This window comes from Salinigranum halophilum, from assembly GCF_007004735.1.
In the GTDB taxonomy this organism is placed as follows: domain Archaea; phylum Halobacteriota; class Halobacteria; order Halobacteriales; family Haloferacaceae; genus Salinigranum; species Salinigranum halophilum.
In genome coordinates this window covers 705,391-722,426 of the sequence record NZ_SSNL01000003.1, presented here as the reverse complement: position 1 = coordinate 722,426, position 17,036 = coordinate 705,391, and the positions used below count along the sequence as shown (strand labels likewise).

14 protein-coding genes are annotated in these 17,036 nt (G+C 69.4%); 6 read left to right on the top strand and 8 right to left on the bottom strand.

Features of this window, described 5'->3' with window-relative positions; translation table 11 throughout:
• Nucleotides 1–372 precede the first annotated feature (372 nt).
• On the top strand, nucleotides 373–2,139 hold the full coding sequence (gene nadE / locus E6N53_RS08290) for an NAD(+) synthase (protein WP_142858326.1): 1,767 nt from the start codon (nucleotides 373–375) through the stop codon (nucleotides 2,137–2,139).
• A gap of 206 nt (nucleotides 2,140–2,345) precedes the next feature.
• Nucleotides 2,346–3,269 carry a 1-phosphofructokinase gene (gene pfkB, locus E6N53_RS08285; RefSeq protein ID WP_142858324.1) on the top strand — a complete coding sequence of 308 codons (924 nt, stop codon included), beginning with the start codon at nucleotides 2,346–2,348 and terminating at the stop codon, nucleotides 3,267–3,269.
• Between the two features lie 30 nt (nucleotides 3,270–3,299).
• Here pfkB and E6N53_RS08280 read toward each other — a convergent pair whose 3' ends face one another.
• The 5 genes from E6N53_RS08280 to E6N53_RS08260 all read right to left on the bottom strand — a co-directional run bounded on the left by E6N53_RS08280 (nucleotide 3,300) and on the right by E6N53_RS08260 (nucleotide 9,890).
• Nucleotides 3,300–4,007, bottom strand: a complete 708-nt coding sequence (locus E6N53_RS08280) for a hypothetical protein (protein ID WP_142858322.1) — start codon at nucleotides 4,005–4,007, stop codon at nucleotides 3,300–3,302.
• Between the two features lie 48 nt (nucleotides 4,008–4,055).
• Nucleotides 4,056–4,631: a TetR/AcrR family transcriptional regulator gene (locus E6N53_RS08275; RefSeq protein ID WP_142858320.1), complete on the bottom strand. Its 576-nt coding sequence runs from the start codon at nucleotides 4,629–4,631 to the stop codon at nucleotides 4,056–4,058.
• Nucleotides 4,632–4,977: 346 nt separating this feature from the next.
• Complete coding sequence (locus E6N53_RS08270; RefSeq protein ID WP_142858318.1) at nucleotides 4,978–7,503, bottom strand: efflux RND transporter permease subunit; 2,526 nt, start codon at nucleotides 7,501–7,503, stop codon at nucleotides 4,978–4,980.
• Between the two features lie 9 nt (nucleotides 7,504–7,512).
• Nucleotides 7,513–9,123: a COG1361 S-layer family protein gene (locus E6N53_RS08265; RefSeq protein ID WP_142858316.1), complete on the bottom strand. Its 1,611-nt coding sequence runs from the start codon at nucleotides 9,121–9,123 to the stop codon at nucleotides 7,513–7,515.
• A 218-nt stretch (nucleotides 9,124–9,341) separates the two neighbouring features.
• Nucleotides 9,342–9,890: a phosphopantetheine adenylyltransferase gene (locus E6N53_RS08260; protein ID WP_236642321.1), complete on the bottom strand. Its 549-nt coding sequence runs from the start codon at nucleotides 9,888–9,890 to the stop codon at nucleotides 9,342–9,344.
• A gap of 136 nt (nucleotides 9,891–10,026) precedes the next feature.
• Between E6N53_RS08260 and E6N53_RS08255 the strand changes: the two genes are divergently transcribed.
• From E6N53_RS08255 to E6N53_RS08245, 4 genes are all read left to right on the top strand, one after another.
• Nucleotides 10,027–10,659 (top strand): dienelactone hydrolase family protein, encoded by a 633-nt coding sequence (locus tag E6N53_RS08255; RefSeq protein WP_142858312.1) that lies wholly within the window; start codon nucleotides 10,027–10,029, stop codon nucleotides 10,657–10,659.
• A gap of 41 nt (nucleotides 10,660–10,700) precedes the next feature.
• Nucleotides 10,701–10,859: a hypothetical protein gene (locus E6N53_RS20995; RefSeq protein ID WP_201740125.1), complete on the top strand. Its 159-nt coding sequence runs from the start codon at nucleotides 10,701–10,703 to the stop codon at nucleotides 10,857–10,859.
• Between the two features lie 99 nt (nucleotides 10,860–10,958).
• A complete protein-coding gene (locus E6N53_RS08250) occupies nucleotides 10,959–11,555 on the top strand; it encodes a DUF2238 domain-containing protein (protein ID WP_142858310.1) in 597 nt (198 codons plus the stop codon).
• A gap of 135 nt (nucleotides 11,556–11,690) precedes the next feature.
• Nucleotides 11,691–14,426, top strand: a complete 2,736-nt coding sequence (locus tag E6N53_RS08245; RefSeq protein WP_142858308.1) for a cation-translocating P-type ATPase — start codon at nucleotides 11,691–11,693, stop codon at nucleotides 14,424–14,426.
• 1 nt (nucleotide 14,427) lies between these two features.
• Here E6N53_RS08245 and E6N53_RS08240 read toward each other — a convergent pair whose 3' ends face one another.
• The 3 genes from E6N53_RS08240 to E6N53_RS08230 form a co-directional block, all read right to left on the bottom strand.
• Entirely contained in the window at nucleotides 14,428–14,772 is a 345-nt protein-coding gene (locus tag E6N53_RS08240; protein WP_142858306.1) for a cupin domain-containing protein, read from the bottom strand.
• A 79-nt stretch (nucleotides 14,773–14,851) separates the two neighbouring features.
• On the bottom strand, nucleotides 14,852–15,640 hold the full coding sequence (locus E6N53_RS08235) for an SDR family oxidoreductase (RefSeq protein WP_136589326.1): 789 nt from the start codon (nucleotides 15,638–15,640) through the stop codon (nucleotides 14,852–14,854).
• Between the two features lie 74 nt (nucleotides 15,641–15,714).
• Nucleotides 15,715–17,013: a nickel pincer cofactor-dependent isomerase, group 22 gene (locus tag E6N53_RS08230; protein ID WP_142858304.1), complete on the bottom strand. Its 1,299-nt coding sequence runs from the start codon at nucleotides 17,011–17,013 to the stop codon at nucleotides 15,715–15,717.
• Nucleotides 17,014–17,036: the final 23 nt, after the last annotated feature.

Here is a 17,036-nt window from a genome sequence, read left to right as displayed (position 1 = left end):
GTCGCCAGCGTCGGAGAGACGGTCGACCCGCTCGACGTCCTCCGTCTCCACGCGCTGTTCGTCCGCTACCACGCCGCCAACGCGGCGGTGGGCCTCGTCGCGAGCGTGGCTGTCGCGCGGTGTTGGTCACGCGCGCGCAGTCGCGCTCGATGCCGTCGCCGGCACGTACTTCCTCGACGCGCTCACGTTCGACACCGACTACGAGTGGCTCGGCACGGCGGCGCTGGCGCGGTACCGAGTCGACACCACCGGGTCGGGTGACCGCCCCCCACCGAACGGCCGCCCCGAGCGAACCGACCGACAGTATAAGCCGCTCGGACACTGACCCCCCATCAGCAACGGTGGGTCACGCCACCAGGGAGTATCTCTCGCATGACGCTCACCGTCTCACTCGCCCAACTCGGCCCGACCACCGCCGACATCGGCCACAACACCGGCTTACTGGCAGACGCGTACGACCGCGCGGTTCGAGCGGGCGCGGACGTCGTCGTCTTCCCCGAGATGGCGGTCACCGGCTACTGCATCCTCGACCTCGTCGAGGACGACACGTTCGTCGACCGGAACCGCGAGGCGCTGTCGGAACTCGCCACACGCACCGGTGAGACGGCTGCCGTCGTCGGATTCGTCGACCGCGACGGCGAGGCGCGGTACAACGCCGCCGCCGTCTGCCAGCACGGCGAGGTCGCGGGCACCGCTCGAAAAGTCCTCCTGCCGAACTACCGCTACTTCGACGACGAGCGGTACTTCGAGCCGGGCGAGGAGGTCGCCCCCATCGCGGTCGACGTCGGGGACACGACGGTCTCACTCGGCGTCTCTGTCTGTGAGGACCTGTGGGACGACGCGTACGACCGCCGACCGGTCAGAGAACTGGTCGACGGCGGTGCGGACGTGGTCGTGAACCTCAACGCGTCGCCGTTCGAGGTCGGCAAGCGAGCCGACCGCGCGCGCGTCGTCCGCGACCACGTCGACGCGACCGGCGTTCCCGTCCTGTACGTCAACACCGCCGGCGTCGCGGACGTCGGCCGGAACGTCATCGTCTTCGACGGCGACTCCCTCGCGGTGGACGCGACGGGCGCGCTCGTCGCTCGTGGCGCGCAGTTCGACACCGACCTGCTCACCGTCACACTCGACGACGACGGCGTCGGACAGCACGTCTCGGGGGGCGTCGCCGCCGCCGACGGTCCGCTCGTGCCGGCCGGCGAGACGGTGAAGCCGGAGCGGCGGGAGAGAGAGCTGTTCGAGGCGCTCGCGTTCGGGCTGCGGGGGTACGCCCGGCGGACCGGATTCGAGACGGTCATCGAGTCGGTGTCGGGTGGAATCGACTCGTCGCTCGGCCTCGCCATCTGTGTCGAGGCGCTGGGGCCCGACAACGTCGTCGCGTACAACCTCCCCTCCTCGGTCAACACCGAGACGACGAAGGGTATCGCCGCCGACCTGGCGGCGAACCTCGGCGTCGACTACCGCGTCGTCCCGGTCCAGTCGTCGTTCGAGGAACTCCTCGACACCTACGAGTCCCACGCCGGCCCTGTCTCCCGCGGGGTCGCGAAGGAGAACCTCTACGCACGCGTGCGCGGCCTGTTGATGATGCTGGCCTCGAACGATTCGGGCGGGCTCCTCGTGACGAACGGCAACGAGACGGAGATGGCGCTCGGCTACGTGACGCTGTACGGCGACGCCTGCGGCGGGCTCTCCATCCTGGGTGACCTCTCGAAGCGCGACGTCTACGACGTGGCGCGGTACGTCAACGAACGGGCCGGAGAGGCGGTCATCCCCGAGGCGGTGTTCGACATCCCCCCGAGCGCCGAACTCAGTGCCGACCAGGTCGACCCCTTCGACTACGACGTCGTCGCGCCCGTCGTCAGCGACCTCCTCGAAGGCCGGCTGAGCCCCGCCGAGGTCGTCGCGCGGTTCGAGCGGCGAGCGCTGGACCCCGAACGGTACCGACCCGACGACGAGGGCCGGACGGTGTACGACAAGTTCGACGCCGAGGGGTTCTCCACAGTCGTCTACGACACCTACCGCCGGATGAAACAGAACACGTTCAAGCGCGTCCAGACGCCGCCGGTCGTCGCCGTCTCCGGCCGCGCGTTCGGCACCGACTTCCGCGAGCCGATCATCAACGGCTGGGACGGTCGGTGACGTCTCGGCGACCGGGCCCGAGTCGTTCCACGCGTGTCCTCGAGAACGAACACGTTCACCAGTACTTTTGCCGGACCGCGTGAACGGTCGCGCGAGATGAGTCCACCAGTCCACCCGTACCGACTCACGGACCAGGTCGCGTCCGACCACGCGCGCGCTCCGACCCCCGGACGCGACCACGTGGCCCGCACGCGGGGACGATGACGATGGACGACGCCGACTCCCCACCAGTGGTCACCGTCACGTTCAACCCGGCCATCGACTACACCGTCCGGACCGGCCCCCTCGCCGACGGGCAGGTCGCCCGGACCGACGACGCCCGGTTCGACGCCGGCGGGAAGGGAATCAACGTCGCCGGGTACCTCCACGCACTCGACGTCCCGTCGGTGGCGACAGGTCTCCTCGGCGGTTTTACCGGGTCGTTCATCCGCACCCGCCTGGACGAGACCGACATCGCTCACGACTTCGTCTCCATCCCCGGGAACACGCGGCTGAACGTGACCCTCTCCACCTCCGACGCCGAGTACAAGGTCAACCACGACGGCCCGACGGTCGACGCCGACGCCGTCGCACGCGTCATCGACCGCATCGAGGCGCACGGTCCCGAGACCGTGGTCGTCGGCGGGAGCCTCCCACCGGGGCTCGACGTCAGCGTCGTCGACGCCATCGCCGACGCGGGCGGCTGGGAGACTGTCGTCGACGTCGACGGCACCGCCCTCGCTCGCCTCGATGCGACGTACGCCGCGTGCAAGCCCAACCGGGAGGAACTGCACGAGGCGACCGGACTGCCCGTCGAGACCGTCGACGACTGCATCGACGCCGCGGAGGCGCTCCGCGAACGGGGGTACGAGCGCGTCGTCGCCTCGCTCGGCCCCGACGGCGCGCTCCTCGTCTCCGAGGCGACGTGCACGCACGTCCCCGCGGCTGACGTGGACGTCGTCGACACGGTCGGTGCCGGCGACGCGCTCCTGTCAGGCGTCCTCGCGGGCTGGGTGCGCGGGGACGACGACGACGCAGCCCTCCAGTTCGGCGTCGACGTCGCGGCGTGCGTCGTCAGCACCGCTGGCACCGCCGCCTCGGCCGTCGCGAATCTCGTCGGGACCGACGACCGCGGCGTCCAGCCACGCTGAGCCGGCGGCGAGCGTCGGTCATCCGGTCGCTCAGTTGCCGAGCGCGTCCGCCAGGCCGAACAGCACCGCGACGTCCGACCGCGCGTAGTCGCGGAGGAGTCGCCCGAGTTCGCGGTACGTGAGCCTGTCGTCGAGGCCGGCGGCGATCCCCTCGACGTAGGCCGCCCCGAGACCGCGTCCGACGTGTCTCCCTTCGACCACGGCGTCGTGTTCGGGGACGCTCGCCCCCCGGAGGAAGTCCGGGTTGAGGTCGTAGTCGGCGTAGCGCGTCTCCGTGACGTCGACCCCCTCCCATCGACAGACGCGCTCGAGCGTGTGGAACGACGCACGCCCGGGGAGCCGGTCACGATACCGCTCTGTCGCGGGGTGTTTGAGGTCCCGATGGACGGCGGCGAGGCGGTCGAACGGCTCCACGAGCGGCGTGTGTCCGGCCGCCTCGGCTTCGTCGACCCAGTGGCGGAGGTGGACGAGGTCGAACCCCTCGCCGTTGTACGTGAGGAGGCGGTCGACCTCCCGCGCCGTACACCACGCGATCGCTCGCTCGAGGAGGGCCGCGGTGTGTTCGTCCGCCCAGTCACCCTGCCGGAGGAGGACCGTCGTCTCCGGGTCGGCGTCGGGGGCGGCGCGGTATCCGAGCGCGACGGCGACGAGTTCGAAGTAGCGCGTGTCGTCGAAGTCGTCGCCACCCGGCGACTCGAACGGGCTGGCCGTCTCGATGTCGAGTGCGAGCGTACCCATCGGTCGAGAGCGCGCCGCGAAGGGACAAAAAACGAGCGGCGGGCGCGGTCAGTCCACGCGCCACGACTCGATGTCGGCCTCGACGAGCGCCTGGGACCGTTCGATACCCTCCCAGTCGCGCATCGGGACGTACCGGGTCGAGATACCGTACAGCAGCAACATGAGTCGGTCCGCCGCGGTCTCGGCGTCGACACCGGTGAAGACGCCCTCGTCGATTCCGCGCTGGATGGTCGTCTCGAGTTCCGTCTGGAGCGTCGCGTCGATGTCGCGGAACAGGTCGTCGTAGCGGTCGTGATACGGCGTCTGCGTCCGAATCTCCTCGAGCGCCTGCTGGAACGGCAGATGCGCGGGGTCGTCCGCCTGTGGGACGGCCAGTTCGACGAGCGCGGTGAGCCTGTCGACGGGGTCGGCGGGTTCGATCGCCTCGATCTGGGACTCGAACTCGTCGAGGAGGTACGCGAGAAAGCCCGCGAGGAGGTCCTCCTTGTCGTCGTAGTGGTAGTAGATGGCCGACTGACTCCCGTCGAACTCGTCGGCGATGCGTCTGATCGAGAGGCCGGAGTAGCCGACCTCGACGAGGACGCGGAACGTCGCCTCCATGATCCGCGTTTCAGTCGAGGTCATCGGTCTCTGCCCTCTCTCGGGGTCGGTTCTCGAACCGTGTCGTAGTGTGTGTCATGAGCGTGGGTCGTTCGGAGGGTCGTGAACCGCGCGGCGGCCGGGGTGGACTGGGTCGTCGCCGAGACGGACGAGAGACGAGGTGTCGTGTCGGAGGGGCGGCCACGGGTGTGGTGGAGAGCCAGGGGCGAACGCGCGTCAGCGGGACCGCAGTGGAGGGGGCGGTGGGGATGAGGGTGGGGGTGGAGGGGGGAACGCGTCAGCGAGGGGGGTGACGGCCGTGACCGTCGCGAGCCGTGTCGGGACTCGACGGCGGAGCGGACGGCCGTTGCGGTCGCAGATGGTGTCGGGGTCATGCGTTGGAGGGGGTGCCGTCAGCGGGGGTGGTCGAGTTGGGAGCCGCGGGCGCGTCGTCGGCCGGGGTCCCGCCGCGGCCGGTGAGCCGCGCCCAGACGACGAGCGTCGAAGGGAGGACGAAGATGGAGGCCAGGAACGAGTAGAGGATGCTCAACCCGGTGAGGAGGCCGAACTGGCCGAGGATGGGCGTGATGGCCAACACGAGCACCCCGATGCCCGTGACCGTGGTGAGCATGCTCCCGGTGAGCGCCCCACCGGTCCCGCGGACCGTCGCCTCGAGCGCCTCGTAGACGTCGTCGTCGTCGTCGAACTCCTCGGAGAAGCGGTGGACGACGTGGGCCGAGTAGTCGATGCCGAGGCCGATAGCGATCGAGAGGATGGTCCCGGTCAGGGCGTTGAGCGGGATGTCCCCGTAGCGCATCGAGGCGGCGATGGCCGCGACGGTGACCGCGATGGGGACGGTGTTGGCGATGCCGAGCAGCGGCCGCCCCTCGAGGAGCCAGTAGATGCCCACGAGGAACACCGCGGTCGCTCCGAGCGCGAGCGCGAGGCTCGTGAGCGCGGAGTCGGTGATGACGTCCGAGACGGCCTTGAACACGATGATGGTCCCCGTCGCGGTCGCCTCGAAGCGGATGCGAGAGGCGACCTCGCGGCTATCGCGCGTGATCTCGGCCTGTGAGGCGTCGGCTTTCACCGCGTACTGGACGCGCGCGCTGCGGTAATCCTCGGTGATGTAGTTGAGCGCTCTGTCGCGCGCGGGCGACGAGAGCAGCGCCTCGTACACCGTCTCGAGGTTGTCGTCGGGGATGCCGTTTCGGTTCGCGTCGTTCCGCCGCACCAGCGCGGCGAACTCCTCGTCTCTGGCGGCGCGCTCGCGGATGACCGTGACGATGCTCGTCGAGTCCGTCCGCCCATCACGGGTGACGAAGCTCTCCGGCGCGGTCTCGCCCATCCGCGCGAGCTGTTCGAGGGCGTCGTCCTGGCGCAACGGTCCCTCGACGTACACCGTGACCGTGTCGTCCTCGCCGCTCTCGAACGTCTCTTCGAGATAGTTGAGGACAGCCGGCGTGTCGTAGTCGCTGGGCGCGAAGGGCTCGGGGAGCTGTTCGAGCCAGTCGGGGTTGTCCTCGGGCGGGAGGAACGACTCCTGCGTGAACCGTGAGTCGACGCCCGACCCGTAGTACGCGAGGCCGCTCGTGCTCACGATCAAGACGACGAGGAACAGCCGAGGCGCGACCCGGCTGATAGTGACACCGGCGGGGAGGACCTTCCCGAGCACCGACTCCTCGGTGCCGAGCGGCTGACTCCCGAACTGCGGGAAGCCGACTCGCGCCCGCCACTGGTCGGCGTACACCTTCGCAGCCGGGAGAAAGATGCCGAAGATGAGGAAGGTGAAGATGATGCCGATGCCGGCGACGAGGCCGAAGTCCTGGATGGGCGGGAGCGCGCTCGTCAGGTTGGCGCTGAAGCCGATGACGGTCGTGCCCGTGACGATGAAGAAGGCCACGAGCAGTTGGTCGGTGGCGGTCCGCATCGAGTCGACGATACCGATGCCCTGGACGCGCTCCTCGCGGTAGCGGTTGACGGCGTGGATGCCGAAGTCGATTCCCACGGCCAAGAGGAGCGGCGGCACCGCGATGAGCATCTGCGTGAACGCGATGCCCGCGAGTCCCATGAAGCCGAACGTCCAGAGGATGGCCATCGCGAGCGAAACCACCCCGACGAGGAGGTCGAGGGGGTCGCGGTAGGCGTAGACGAGGAAGACGAAGATGAGCGTCACCGCGGCGGGGACGACGATGAGCAGCGAGTCGCCGATGACGTTGCCGAACTCGGCCGAGAGCAGCCCGGAGCCGAAGACCCGGATGTCGCCGCCGGCGGTCGCCACGATGTCTTCGGCCTGGAGCTGAATCGCCTGGGCGGGGCTGTCACCGCCACCACCACCGCCACCGCTGTCGGCGTCCGGCAGCGAGTGCGTCACGGTGCCGATGGTCGCCGACGCGGTCACCGACTCGCGGTTGTAGTCCTCGCTGAGCAGGGCGACCAGTCCAGGTCGGTCACCGAGCACTGACCGCGTGTGCGCGCGGACCGTCGACGCCGGGGTGCGTTCGAGCGCGTCGATCTGTGCGTCGAGCGTGGTCGCCTCCGGGTCGATCTCCTGTGCGACCGCGCGGGCGACGCTCGCGGTGGCGACCACGCGCTGGTCGGGTGTCTCTTCGAGACGGTGCTGTGCCTCCAGCATCCGCAACAGGCTCGACTTCGAGAGGACGTTGCTGTTCGACTGGATGAGCTGTGTCGAGGCGGTCCCGTCGGTGAAGCTCTCGGTCTCGAACCGTTCGTTGATCTCCTCGGCGGCCTCCTGCGCCGGGATGTCCTCGGTGAACTGGTCGGTCCCCGACTCGGTCGCCGTCATTCCGAGCCCCGACGACATGACGAGCGTGACGACGACGAACGCCAGGATGACCGCCCGCGGGCGGTTGACGATCCAGTCGTCGACACGGTCGATGAGCTGTTGGTGCCTCATCGAGGGAGCTTACCCCCGGCGACGCCAGACGACGAGTCCCACGGCGGCCACGGCGACGACACCGAAGATGGCCGGGAGCGGCAGGCCGCCACCCCCACCGTCCGCGGCGACGACGTCGATGGCGACCTTGTACGTGTTCGAGAGCTCCGTATCGCCGTCGGGAGTCGTGTACTGGATGTCGGCCGACATCGGGTACTGCTTCGTGAGCGCGTCGTTACCGGCGCTGGCGGCCACCTGAATCTCGGCCGATTCGCCGGGGTCGAGCGACGGGACGAACGCCTCGTCGTCGCTGCTGGAGAGCGGGTCGGTGAAGTACGTCTTCACGCTGACCTCGGTCACCGGCTCGGCACCGTTGTTGGTGACACGGAGCGTGACCGTGTCTGAGCCGCCCCGTTCGAGCGTCGACTGGACCGGCTCGACGGTGAAGCGGTCACGCTGTGTGTCCACGTCGACGGCCCGTCGGAGCGTGTCGCTGGTGCGGTCGTCACCGACGCCGTTCTGGTATCGCACCTGGAAGCTGAACTGCTGGCGACCCGCGGTCGCCGCGTCGCTCACGTCCGCCTCGAACGAGAACGACTCGCTGTCGCCGCTCGCGAGCGTGGAGAGGGCGTACTCCGTCTCGGTGAAGTCGAGGTTCTGCGACCCGCCGGAGACGACGAGGACGGGCTCGGTGACCGTCGAGGGGCCCTCGTTCGTGATGGTGCCCGAGATGGTCCCCTCCTGGCCGACACGGAGCGTCGAGTCGAGCGCCGACAGCGCGAACGACTGCTCGGCGCGCGGGGTGACGCCCGTCACGAGCTCGGTGGAGGTCTGTCGAACGCCGTCGACGTCCGTGTAGTCGACCGTCGACGTCAGCGAGTACTCACGCTCGATGGCGTCGTCTGTCGCCGACAGCGCGTAGGTCACCTGCTTCGTCTCGCCGGGACGCCAGCTTCCGACGAAGGAGTCGGCGCTGCTCGAATCGGTCCCGAACGCGAGTTCGTCACTCGACGACGCGAGCGAGACCCGCGCATCCCGTGCGGGTTCGGTCCCGACGTTCCGGAGCGTCAGCGTGACCTCGCCGCGGTCTCCGATCTGTGTCGTCGACTGGGTGTCGACGACTTCGAAGCGCGGGGCGTCGACGACGCGAATCGTGACGGTCTGCTCGCCCGAGAAGGAGGACTCGGAGAACTCGGGCTCCCCGTCACCGTACGTGACGAGGCGCGTGTAGCTGTAGCGGACCTCCACGGGTACCTCGTAGGTCCCCGGTGGGGTCCCCTCGGGGACCGTCAGCGAGACCTCGAGTGGGCCGGCGGTCCCCGTCGGGAGCGTGCCGACGGGAATCGCGCCCGTGTCGAACGTTATGGGGCTGTTCGCTGCGTCGAGTTCGACGACGGTCCCGCGCGCGGTGGTGACGCGGTCGACGTACTCCGGAGCGCCGTCCTGGCGGAGTTCACCGTCGTTCGAGAGGAAGACGTCGAGCGTCGTCTCCTCGCCGGGTGTGACCTGGTTGTTCGGCACGTACACGTCGACGTTCGGACGCCCGATCACCTGTTCTTCGGCGCTGACGAGCGGCGCTCCCGCCGACGCGAAGACGACCGCGAGACAGAGCCCGAGAAGGGCAGTTGTTGTCGGTTTCATATGGACTGTGTGAACTGAACGAGCGTTCGGTTAGTCAATCGGCGGTGGAGACTTAAGCGGTGTGAAACGTGAATAAACTGCGAACGAGTTTGTCACAGACGATGGCGACAGAGCTACCGGCGTCGAACGGACGGCTCGGCGGCGTCTCTCGTCGGTGAAAGAACGAACCGACCGTTCACACGACGGCGCGACGGCGGAACACGGCCGACACCGTTCGCTCACCCCGTCGGCGACGAGTCCTCGCCGCGGCCGCCCAGGACGCGACCGTGGACGTCTATCTCGCCGCGGCGGATGCGCGTGCTGCTGATTCGGGTGCCGTCCTCGGCGACGACGAACGGGGCGGTGTGGACCTCCAGTGGACACAACCCCTGTTCGAGCCGCTGGCGGTTGATTTCGTGGGCACGGCGCTGTGCCTTCGACTCGGGCGAGGCGATGAGCGCGTCGATGTCGTCGTCCGTCGCGGCCGGCCCCCGCGGGTCGGTCAGCTTCGTAATCTCGTAGGAGGCGGTGTACGCGCGGCTCAGCAGGTCGAGTTCGTCGGCGAGCGCGGCGCGGCGCTCGGCGTAGGAACCGAAGAGGGCCGCCTGTTCGGGGTCGCTTCGGGTCCGCGTGGCGAGGTCCGAGGACGTGAGCCCGACGACGACGTGCCCGTCTCCGGGCCCGTCGTGGCTGGCAGTCTGGAACGCCGCGTGTAAGAGCGCACGGTGACCGTTGTGGATCGGTGTGAACGTCCCGCCGAGGATGGCCGTGCGGTCAGTGTCCGTCACAGCGGCGTCTTCTGGCTCCACGGTGGTATAGGTACCTGTCACTGCGGGGAGCCGGTGGCCGGACGCAGGCGGGGTCGCCGACCCGTTCCACCCGCCCGACGATACGTTGACATGTTCCGCGCGCGTCACTCCACGCATGACAGCCCGGACAGTCGAGATTCCCGTCGACGCGGTCCGCCTCGACGGCGAACTCCGCATCCCCGACGCCGCGACGGGACTGGTCGTGTTCGCCCACGGGAGCGGGAGCAGCAGGCACAGCCCACGCAACACCGCCGTCGCGTCGGTCCTTCGCGACCACGGGGTGGGGACGCTCCTGTTCGACCTCCTCACCGCCGAGGAGGACGAAACGTACGAGACGCGGTTCGACATCGACCTCCTGACAGAGCGCCTGCTCGGCGTGACCGACTGGCTGCGCGAACGCCCGGAGACGGCGCGCATGAACCTCGGCTACTTCGGGTCGAGCACGGGGGCGGCCGCCGCACTCCGCGCCGCGGCCGAGCGCGGCGACGACGTCGGGGCGGTCGTCTCACGCGGCGGGCGGGTCGACCTCGCGTCCGACCACCTGCCGCGCGTCACGGCCGCGACGCTATTCATCGTCGGTGGCGCGGACACCGACGTGCTGGCGCTCAACCGCGACGCCTACGAGCGCCTCACCTGCGCGAAGGGACTGGAAGTCGTCGACGGGGCCGGACACCTCTTCGAGGGGCCCGGGGAACTCGAACGAGTGGCCGACCTCGCGGCGGACTGGTTCGCGACGCGACTCGCCTGACCGGAGAAACCGTCATTACTGTGGACGGCCTCCCTCGACACATGGCATCGAAACGACACCATCGCTGTAACCTCTGTGGACGGGACTTCGAGACGGGCGAGGAACTCGAGAGCCACGTGGAGCGCCGACACCCGAAGGCCGACGTCCGCTGGTGGGTGGTCGCAGAAGACCCCGCGAAGGAGCTCCGGTTCAGCCGGTGAGCGGCGGCGCGACACGGCACGCCGGGCCCGAACGCCACCGGCGGGTCGGTCGGACGGAACGTTTTCACCCCCGCGGGGTCACACTGACGGTGAGCGAACGTGTCGAGTGATATCCGGCAAGCGGTCACGCGGACGGTGGAGCGAGCCATCCGCGTCGGCATCGTGGCGGTCCTCGCCGTCGGAATCCGCCGGCGTGACTACGGCGCGGTCGTGAACGCGCTCCTCGCGCTCGCGGGGAGTTTCCTGCCCGACGTCGTCGAGCGGCGCTACCCGGTGGCGTTTCGCCCGTGGCAGCGCGTCTACACGGAGTCGGCGATGCTCACGCACGCCGTCGGCATGCTCGGCCCCTACGACGACGTCTGGTGGTGGGACCACCTGACACACGTCCACGCGGCGACACTCCTCGGAGGCCTCACCCACACCGTCGCGCGACGCATGGGGCGCGACCCGCGGCCGCACGTCCTCGCCGGCGTCGTCGCCGGGGGCGTCCTCTGGGAGGTCGCCGAGTACATCACCCACTGGCTCTCTCGGCGTGTCGGCATCGAACCGGTCCTCGTCTCGTACGGACGGGTCGACACGGCCCTCGACCTGGTGTTCGACCTGGTCGGCGCGCTCGTGGTCGTCGTGTTCGCCGACGGCCTGCTCGAGAACTTCCGCGGCCACGACGCCGACACGGTCGACCCTGCCGAGGAGTGACGCAGTCGGCGGCGCAGTAGCTAAACCACATCCCTGTGACTGTACCGACAGGAATCGCTATGTCCGCTTCGCCGTCACCACCTGCACGTTCGAATCGCCGCGGAACGGTGAACCCCGACACAGCCTGGGTCACGGATGAGTGAGGCACAGACACGTCCGAGGGACGAGCAGGGTGAGTGGCACGCACGCGCGCTCGACGAGGTCTTCGGCGCGTTCGAGACGAGCGAGTCGGGTCTGACAGACGAGGAGGCGGCGCGTCGACTCGACGAGTACGGCCCCAACGAGATTCACGACGACACGGAGGTCTCACCGCTGGCGCTGTTCGTCGCCCAGTTCCAGGACGCGCTCATCTACCTCCTCATCCTCGCCGCGGGGCTCTCGCTCGCGACGGGACTCCTGCCGGGAGAAGAGCCGAGTTACGTCGACGCCGGCCTCATCCTGCTCATCCTCCTCGGCAACGGCGTGTTCGGCTTCGTCCAGGACTACCGCGCCGAGCAGTCACTGGAGCGGCTTCGAGCGATGTCGACGCCGGACGCGACCGTCGTCCGGGACGGAACACGGGAGGTCGTCGACGCGACGACCGTCGTTCCGGGCGACGTCGTCGTCCTCGAGGCGGGTGACGCCGTCCCCGCGGACGCCCGTCTCGTCGAGGCGGGGGCGCTCGCGGCGAACGAGGCGGCGCTGACGGGCGAGAGCGCGAGCGTCTCGAAGACGACCGGCGAGGTCGACGCGGAGACCCCGCTGGCCGAGCGGGAGAACATGGTCTACATGAACACCACGGTCGTCGCTGGCCGCGGCGTCGCCGTCGTCGTCGACACCGGAATGGACACCGAGGTCGGCGGTATCGCGACGCAGTTGCAGTCGGCCCCCGACAACGAGACGCCGTTCCAGCGCGAGGTCGACACGCTCGGTCGCCGTATCGGCCTCGGTGTCGGCGCGCTCATCGTGCTCGTCGTCGCCGTCCAACTGCTCCTCACGGAGGCGAACGTCGTCGCCGTCCTGTTGACCGCCATCACGCTCGCCGTCGCGGCCGTCCCCGAGGGGTTGCCGGCCGTGGTGACGCTGACGCTCGCACTCGGCGCGCGGCGGATGGTCGACCGCAACGCCCTCGTGCGACGGCTCCCCGTCGTCGAGAGCCTCGGCTCCGTCGACGTCATCCTCACGGACAAGACCGGCACCCTGACCGAGAGCCAGATGACGGTCACGCGCATCGCGACCGGGGAGACGACGTACGAGGTGACCGGGTCGGGACTGGACCCCGACGGGGAGTTCCACGTCGACGGCGAGTCCGCGTCGGTGTCGCCCCTCGAACCCATCCTCCGCTGTGGCCTCTGCTGTAACAACGCCGAACGCGTCGAGGACGCGAGTGGTGACGCCGAGAAGCAGTACATCGGTGACCCGACGGAGGTCGCCCTGCTCGTGTCGGCGCTGAAGGCGGGTGTCGAAGACGACAGCGAGCGAGTGGCCGAGGTCCCCTTCTCCTCGGAGCGCCAGCGGATGACGGTCGTCGTCCGGGAGGAGGGGGACCACACCGCCTACACGAAGGGCGCACCAGAGGTCGTCCTCGACCGCTGTGACACCGTCCTCGTCGACGGAGAGACACGGGAGTTGACCGACGAGCACCGCCAGGAGTTCCTCGCGTCCGTCGACGAGTTCGCGGGGGACGCGCTGCGCGTCCTCGGCTTCGCCTCGAAGGCGGGTGTCGACCCCGACGCCGACGAGGAGGAACTCGAGACGGGGCTCACCTTCCTCGGTCTGCAGGGGATGATCGACCCCCCACGGGAGGAGGTGCCCGACGCCGTCGCCGACTGCCGGAAGGCGGGCATCCGCGTCGTCATGGTGACCGGCGACAACGTCGAGACGGCGAAGGCGGTGGGCGCGGAGGTCGGCTTCGACCCGACGGGCGCGATGACCGGGACCGAACTCGCCGCCCTGTCCGACGAGGAACTGCGCGACCGCGTCGAGTCCGTGGAGGTGTTCGCCCGAGCGACCCCCGAACAGAAGGTCCGGGTCCTCAAGGCGCTCCAGGCGAACGGACACACCGTCGCGATGACGGGCGACGGGGTCAACGACGCGCCCGGGGTCCGGACGGCCGACGTCGGCGTCGCCATGGGTCAGCGCGGGACGGACGTCACGCGCGACGCCTCGGACATGGTGCTGCGTGACGACAACTTCGCCACCATCCGCGACGCCGTCTCCGAGGGGAGAGGCATCTTCGACAACATCCGGGCGTTCGTCACCTTCCTCCTCTCTGCGAACGCCGGCGAGGTGTTCACGGTGTTCGTGGGGGTGCTGGTCGGCAGTATCCTCTTCCCGCAGTTGTTCGCCGCCCAGACCGAGGCACTGATTCTCACCCCGGTGATGCTCCTGTGGATCAACCTCGTCACCGACGGCCCGCCGGCGCTGGCGCTCGGGGTCGACCCCACCGCCGAAGACGTGCTCGAACGCGACCCCCGGGAGGCCGACGACGGCGTCATCGACCGCGGGGTCGCCGTGTCCATCATCACCATCGGACTGACGCTCGCCGCCGTGGGGGTCGTCCTCTTCTTCGAGTCGCTCTCGACGTTCGGGTCGCTCGCGCGTGCACAGACCGTCTTGTTCACCTTCTTCGTCGTCTCGGAGATGGGACTCGTCCAGATCATCCGCCGGCGGTTCGGCCACTCGTTCGCGTCGAACCCCTGGCTGCTCGCGGCCGTCGCCGCGTCGCTCATCTTACACGCGCTCGTCCTCTACACCCCGCTGTCGGGGCTCTTCGGCGTCGTGGTGCCCACGCCCGCCGACTGGACGCGTATCGGTGTCGCGGTGGCGGTCGTTCTCGGCGTCAACCTCCTTCTCGTCGGCCGCGAGAACCGCGAGAACCGCGAGAAGTAGGTCAGTCCCGGTCGGTCCAGAAGTCGAACGACCGGCCCGGCGCGAAGACGTCGAGCCCGACGGCCCGTTCGTCGCCGGTGTTCTCGACGCGGTGTGGCTCCCCCGCCTCCAAGAGGACCGAGTCGTACGCCCCGAGGGAGACCGACCCCGAATCGGTCTCGACCGTCAGTTCCCCCTCCAGACAGACACACACCTGCTCGTTCTCGTGGTCGTGCATCGGCGAGGCGTGTCCCGGCGGTTTCTCGAACCACTCGAACGAGAACTGGTCGCTCCCCGCCAGCGCGACGCGACGCCAGCCCTCGTCCGGTTCGTACGACGCCGCGTCGTCGAAGTCGACGGGCTTCATGAGGACTGTTGTCCCTGTTCATCGGGTGCCGCCGACTGCGGGACCGGCGGAGTACCGCGCTGACGTACGACACTCTTCATCACAGGTTCGACCCCGAACTCCCGCCGTCGATGGGGATGGCGGTGCCGTTGATGAACCCCGACTGCGGCGAGGAGAGGAACGCGACCGTGTTGCCGAGTTCCATCGGGTCGCCCACGCGTTCGAGGGGGTTGTCCGCCCACCCGCTGACGCCCGCCTCGTAGGAGTCGTACTCGCCGCGGTCGACGGCCTGTTCGACCAGTTCGCGGATGCGCGCTGTCTCGTGTGCGCCCGGCAGGACGGCGTTCGCCCGAACCTCGGGGGCGAACTCCTTCGAGAGCGTCTTCTCCAGCCCGATGACGCTCATCCGGACCGAGTTCGAGAGCACGAGGCTATCGAGCGCCTCCTTGACACTCCGGGAGGTGATGGTGACGATGGTGCCGCCGTCACCCTCACGCAGGTGCGGGGCGGCCTCGCGTGCCAGGCGGACGACACTCATGACGAGGAGGTCGTACGCGTCGTACCAGTCCTCGTCGTCGGTGTCGAGGAACGCGCCCGACGGCGGCCCACCGGCGCTCGTCACGAGGTGGTCGAGCCCGCCGAACTCCTCGACGGTGGTCGCGACCAGCGTCGAGACGTCCTCGGGGTCCGTGATGTCTCCCGGCTGCGCGACGACCTCGCCGGTCGCGACCTCCCGGACCTCGGCCGCCGCGTCCGCGAGGCGCGCCTCGTCACGTCCGTTGACGACGACGTTCACCCCCTCGCGGGCGAGTGCCTTCGCGGATGCCTTTCCCAGCCCGCTGGACGACGCGGTCACGAGCGCCGCGTTTCCCTCGATGTGTAAGTCCATGTCACGCCGTACCCCCGAGAGCGGTGAAAAACTAGCCGTAGCGGAAATCGGGTCGGAGCCGAGCCGACGGCGCGTCAGCGCGGGTCGAACCGGGCCGTCCCGTCGTCGAACGCGAGTGCCACCTCGCCAGTCACCGTCGCCGTGTCCGGGAGGTCGTCGACGACGCCGCTGGAGACGAACAGCTCACCCAGCTCCTGTGTGTCGTGTATCCAGACGACCCGGACCGTCTCGGGGGCGGGACTCCCCAGCGCGGACAGCGCGATGCGAAGCGCGAGTTCGTCGTCGGGCGCGACCACGGGTAGCTTCGCTTTGGCCAGCGACCCGCTCGTCAGCGCGTTCGCGTACGTCTTCTGGAAGTCGAGCTGGTCGACGGCGACCCGGCGAGTGAGGTCGGCGAGGCCGATTCCGTTGCCGTTGCCCTCTGTGCGGTCGGTGAGCCCCCGTGCGTAGATAAGTTTGATTCGCGGGGTGTCGGGGTCGGGCGCGTTCAGGACGCGGTAGCGACCGATGACGTTCGTGTCCATCCCCGCCCCCGAGACGTCCTTGCCGAGTTCGTCGACGACGAGCAGGTCGATATCGTCCACCGGGAGGGTCGCCATCTCCTCGGAGGCGCGTGCCAGCAGCGCGGGTTCGCGGTCGAGTAGCTCGGCCCCGGAGAGGGCCTCGACGTGTGCGGTCTCCTCGTCGGCGTTCTCGACGAGTGCGATGCCGCCCACCAGCGGGACGGCCGACGAGATGGCCGCGAACGCCGCCTCCAGCGCCGGGACGTAGCCCTCGGTGAGCGCCGTCGCGTGAAAGGCGCTCGCGCCCCGCTGTTTACCGAGCCCCGCGACGAGCATCTTGCAGAGGCCGCTCTCGATGCGGCCCGAGAAGTTCGTGTGGGGCTTCACGCGGTTGATGACGACGACCCCGTCCGCGTCGAGTGCGGCCGAGGCGACGAACACCGGATACGACGTCTCCCCGACGCGGACCTCGTCGACCCGCTCGACGTCCATCCGCGCGTCGATGGGGGCACCGACGCGCGTCTCGGTGACACCGAGCGACGCCAGAGTCTCGCGCTGGCCCTCGGCGGTGGCTCCCCCGTGACTCCCCATCGCCGGGACGACGACCGGGTCGAACCCCCGTTCGGTGAGTGCGGTGACGACGGTTGCCGCGTACTCGTCGATGCGGTGGATGCCGCGGCTCCCGACACCGACGGCGACGCGCGCGCCGGGGGCGAGCGAATCGAGGTCGAGCCGCGCGAGCGCATCGCGGACGTGGGTCGTCGGCTCGGAGAGTGTCGTCGACGACGGGTCGTGGTCGACGCGGACGAACGACGGCAGCGGCTGGGCGTCGAGGAGCGAGGCGACGACGTCGCGGTCGGGAAACTCCATCTCGCGTGAGAACACGGACGCGC

Excerpts from the sequence above, each read along its gene's own strand:
- E6N53_RS08275 (WP_142858320.1), bottom strand. The coding sequence starts at position 4,631 with ATGACCTCGACTGAAACGCGGATCATGGAGGCGACGTTCCGCGTCCTC.
- E6N53_RS08230 (WP_142858304.1), bottom strand. The coding sequence starts at position 17,013 with ATGGAGTTTCCCGACCGCGACGTCGTCGCCTCGCTCCTCGACGCCCAG.
- E6N53_RS20995 (WP_201740125.1), top strand. The coding sequence starts at position 10,701 with ATGGCATCGAAACGACACCATCGCTGTAACCTCTGTGGACGGGACTTC.
- E6N53_RS08265 (WP_142858316.1), bottom strand. The coding sequence starts at position 9,123 with ATGAAACCGACAACAACTGCCCTTCTCGGGCTCTGTCTCGCGGTCGTC.
- nadE (WP_142858326.1), top strand. The coding sequence starts at position 373 with ATGACGCTCACCGTCTCACTCGCCCAACTCGGCCCGACCACCGCCGAC.
- E6N53_RS08255 (WP_142858312.1), top strand. The coding sequence starts at position 10,027 with ATGACAGCCCGGACAGTCGAGATTCCCGTCGACGCGGTCCGCCTCGAC.
- E6N53_RS08270 (WP_142858318.1), bottom strand. The coding sequence starts at position 7,503 with ATGAGGCACCAACAGCTCATCGACCGTGTCGACGACTGGATCGTCAAC.
- E6N53_RS08280 (WP_142858322.1), bottom strand. The coding sequence starts at position 4,007 with ATGGGTACGCTCGCACTCGACATCGAGACGGCCAGCCCGTTCGAGTCG.
- E6N53_RS08235 (WP_136589326.1), bottom strand. The coding sequence starts at position 15,640 with ATGGACTTACACATCGAGGGAAACGCGGCGCTCGTGACCGCGTCGTCC.
- E6N53_RS08245 (WP_142858308.1), top strand. The coding sequence starts at position 11,691 with ATGAGTGAGGCACAGACACGTCCGAGGGACGAGCAGGGTGAGTGGCAC.
- E6N53_RS08240 (WP_142858306.1), bottom strand. The coding sequence starts at position 14,772 with ATGAAGCCCGTCGACTTCGACGACGCGGCGTCGTACGAACCGGACGAG.
- pfkB (WP_142858324.1), top strand. The coding sequence starts at position 2,346 with ATGGACGACGCCGACTCCCCACCAGTGGTCACCGTCACGTTCAACCCG.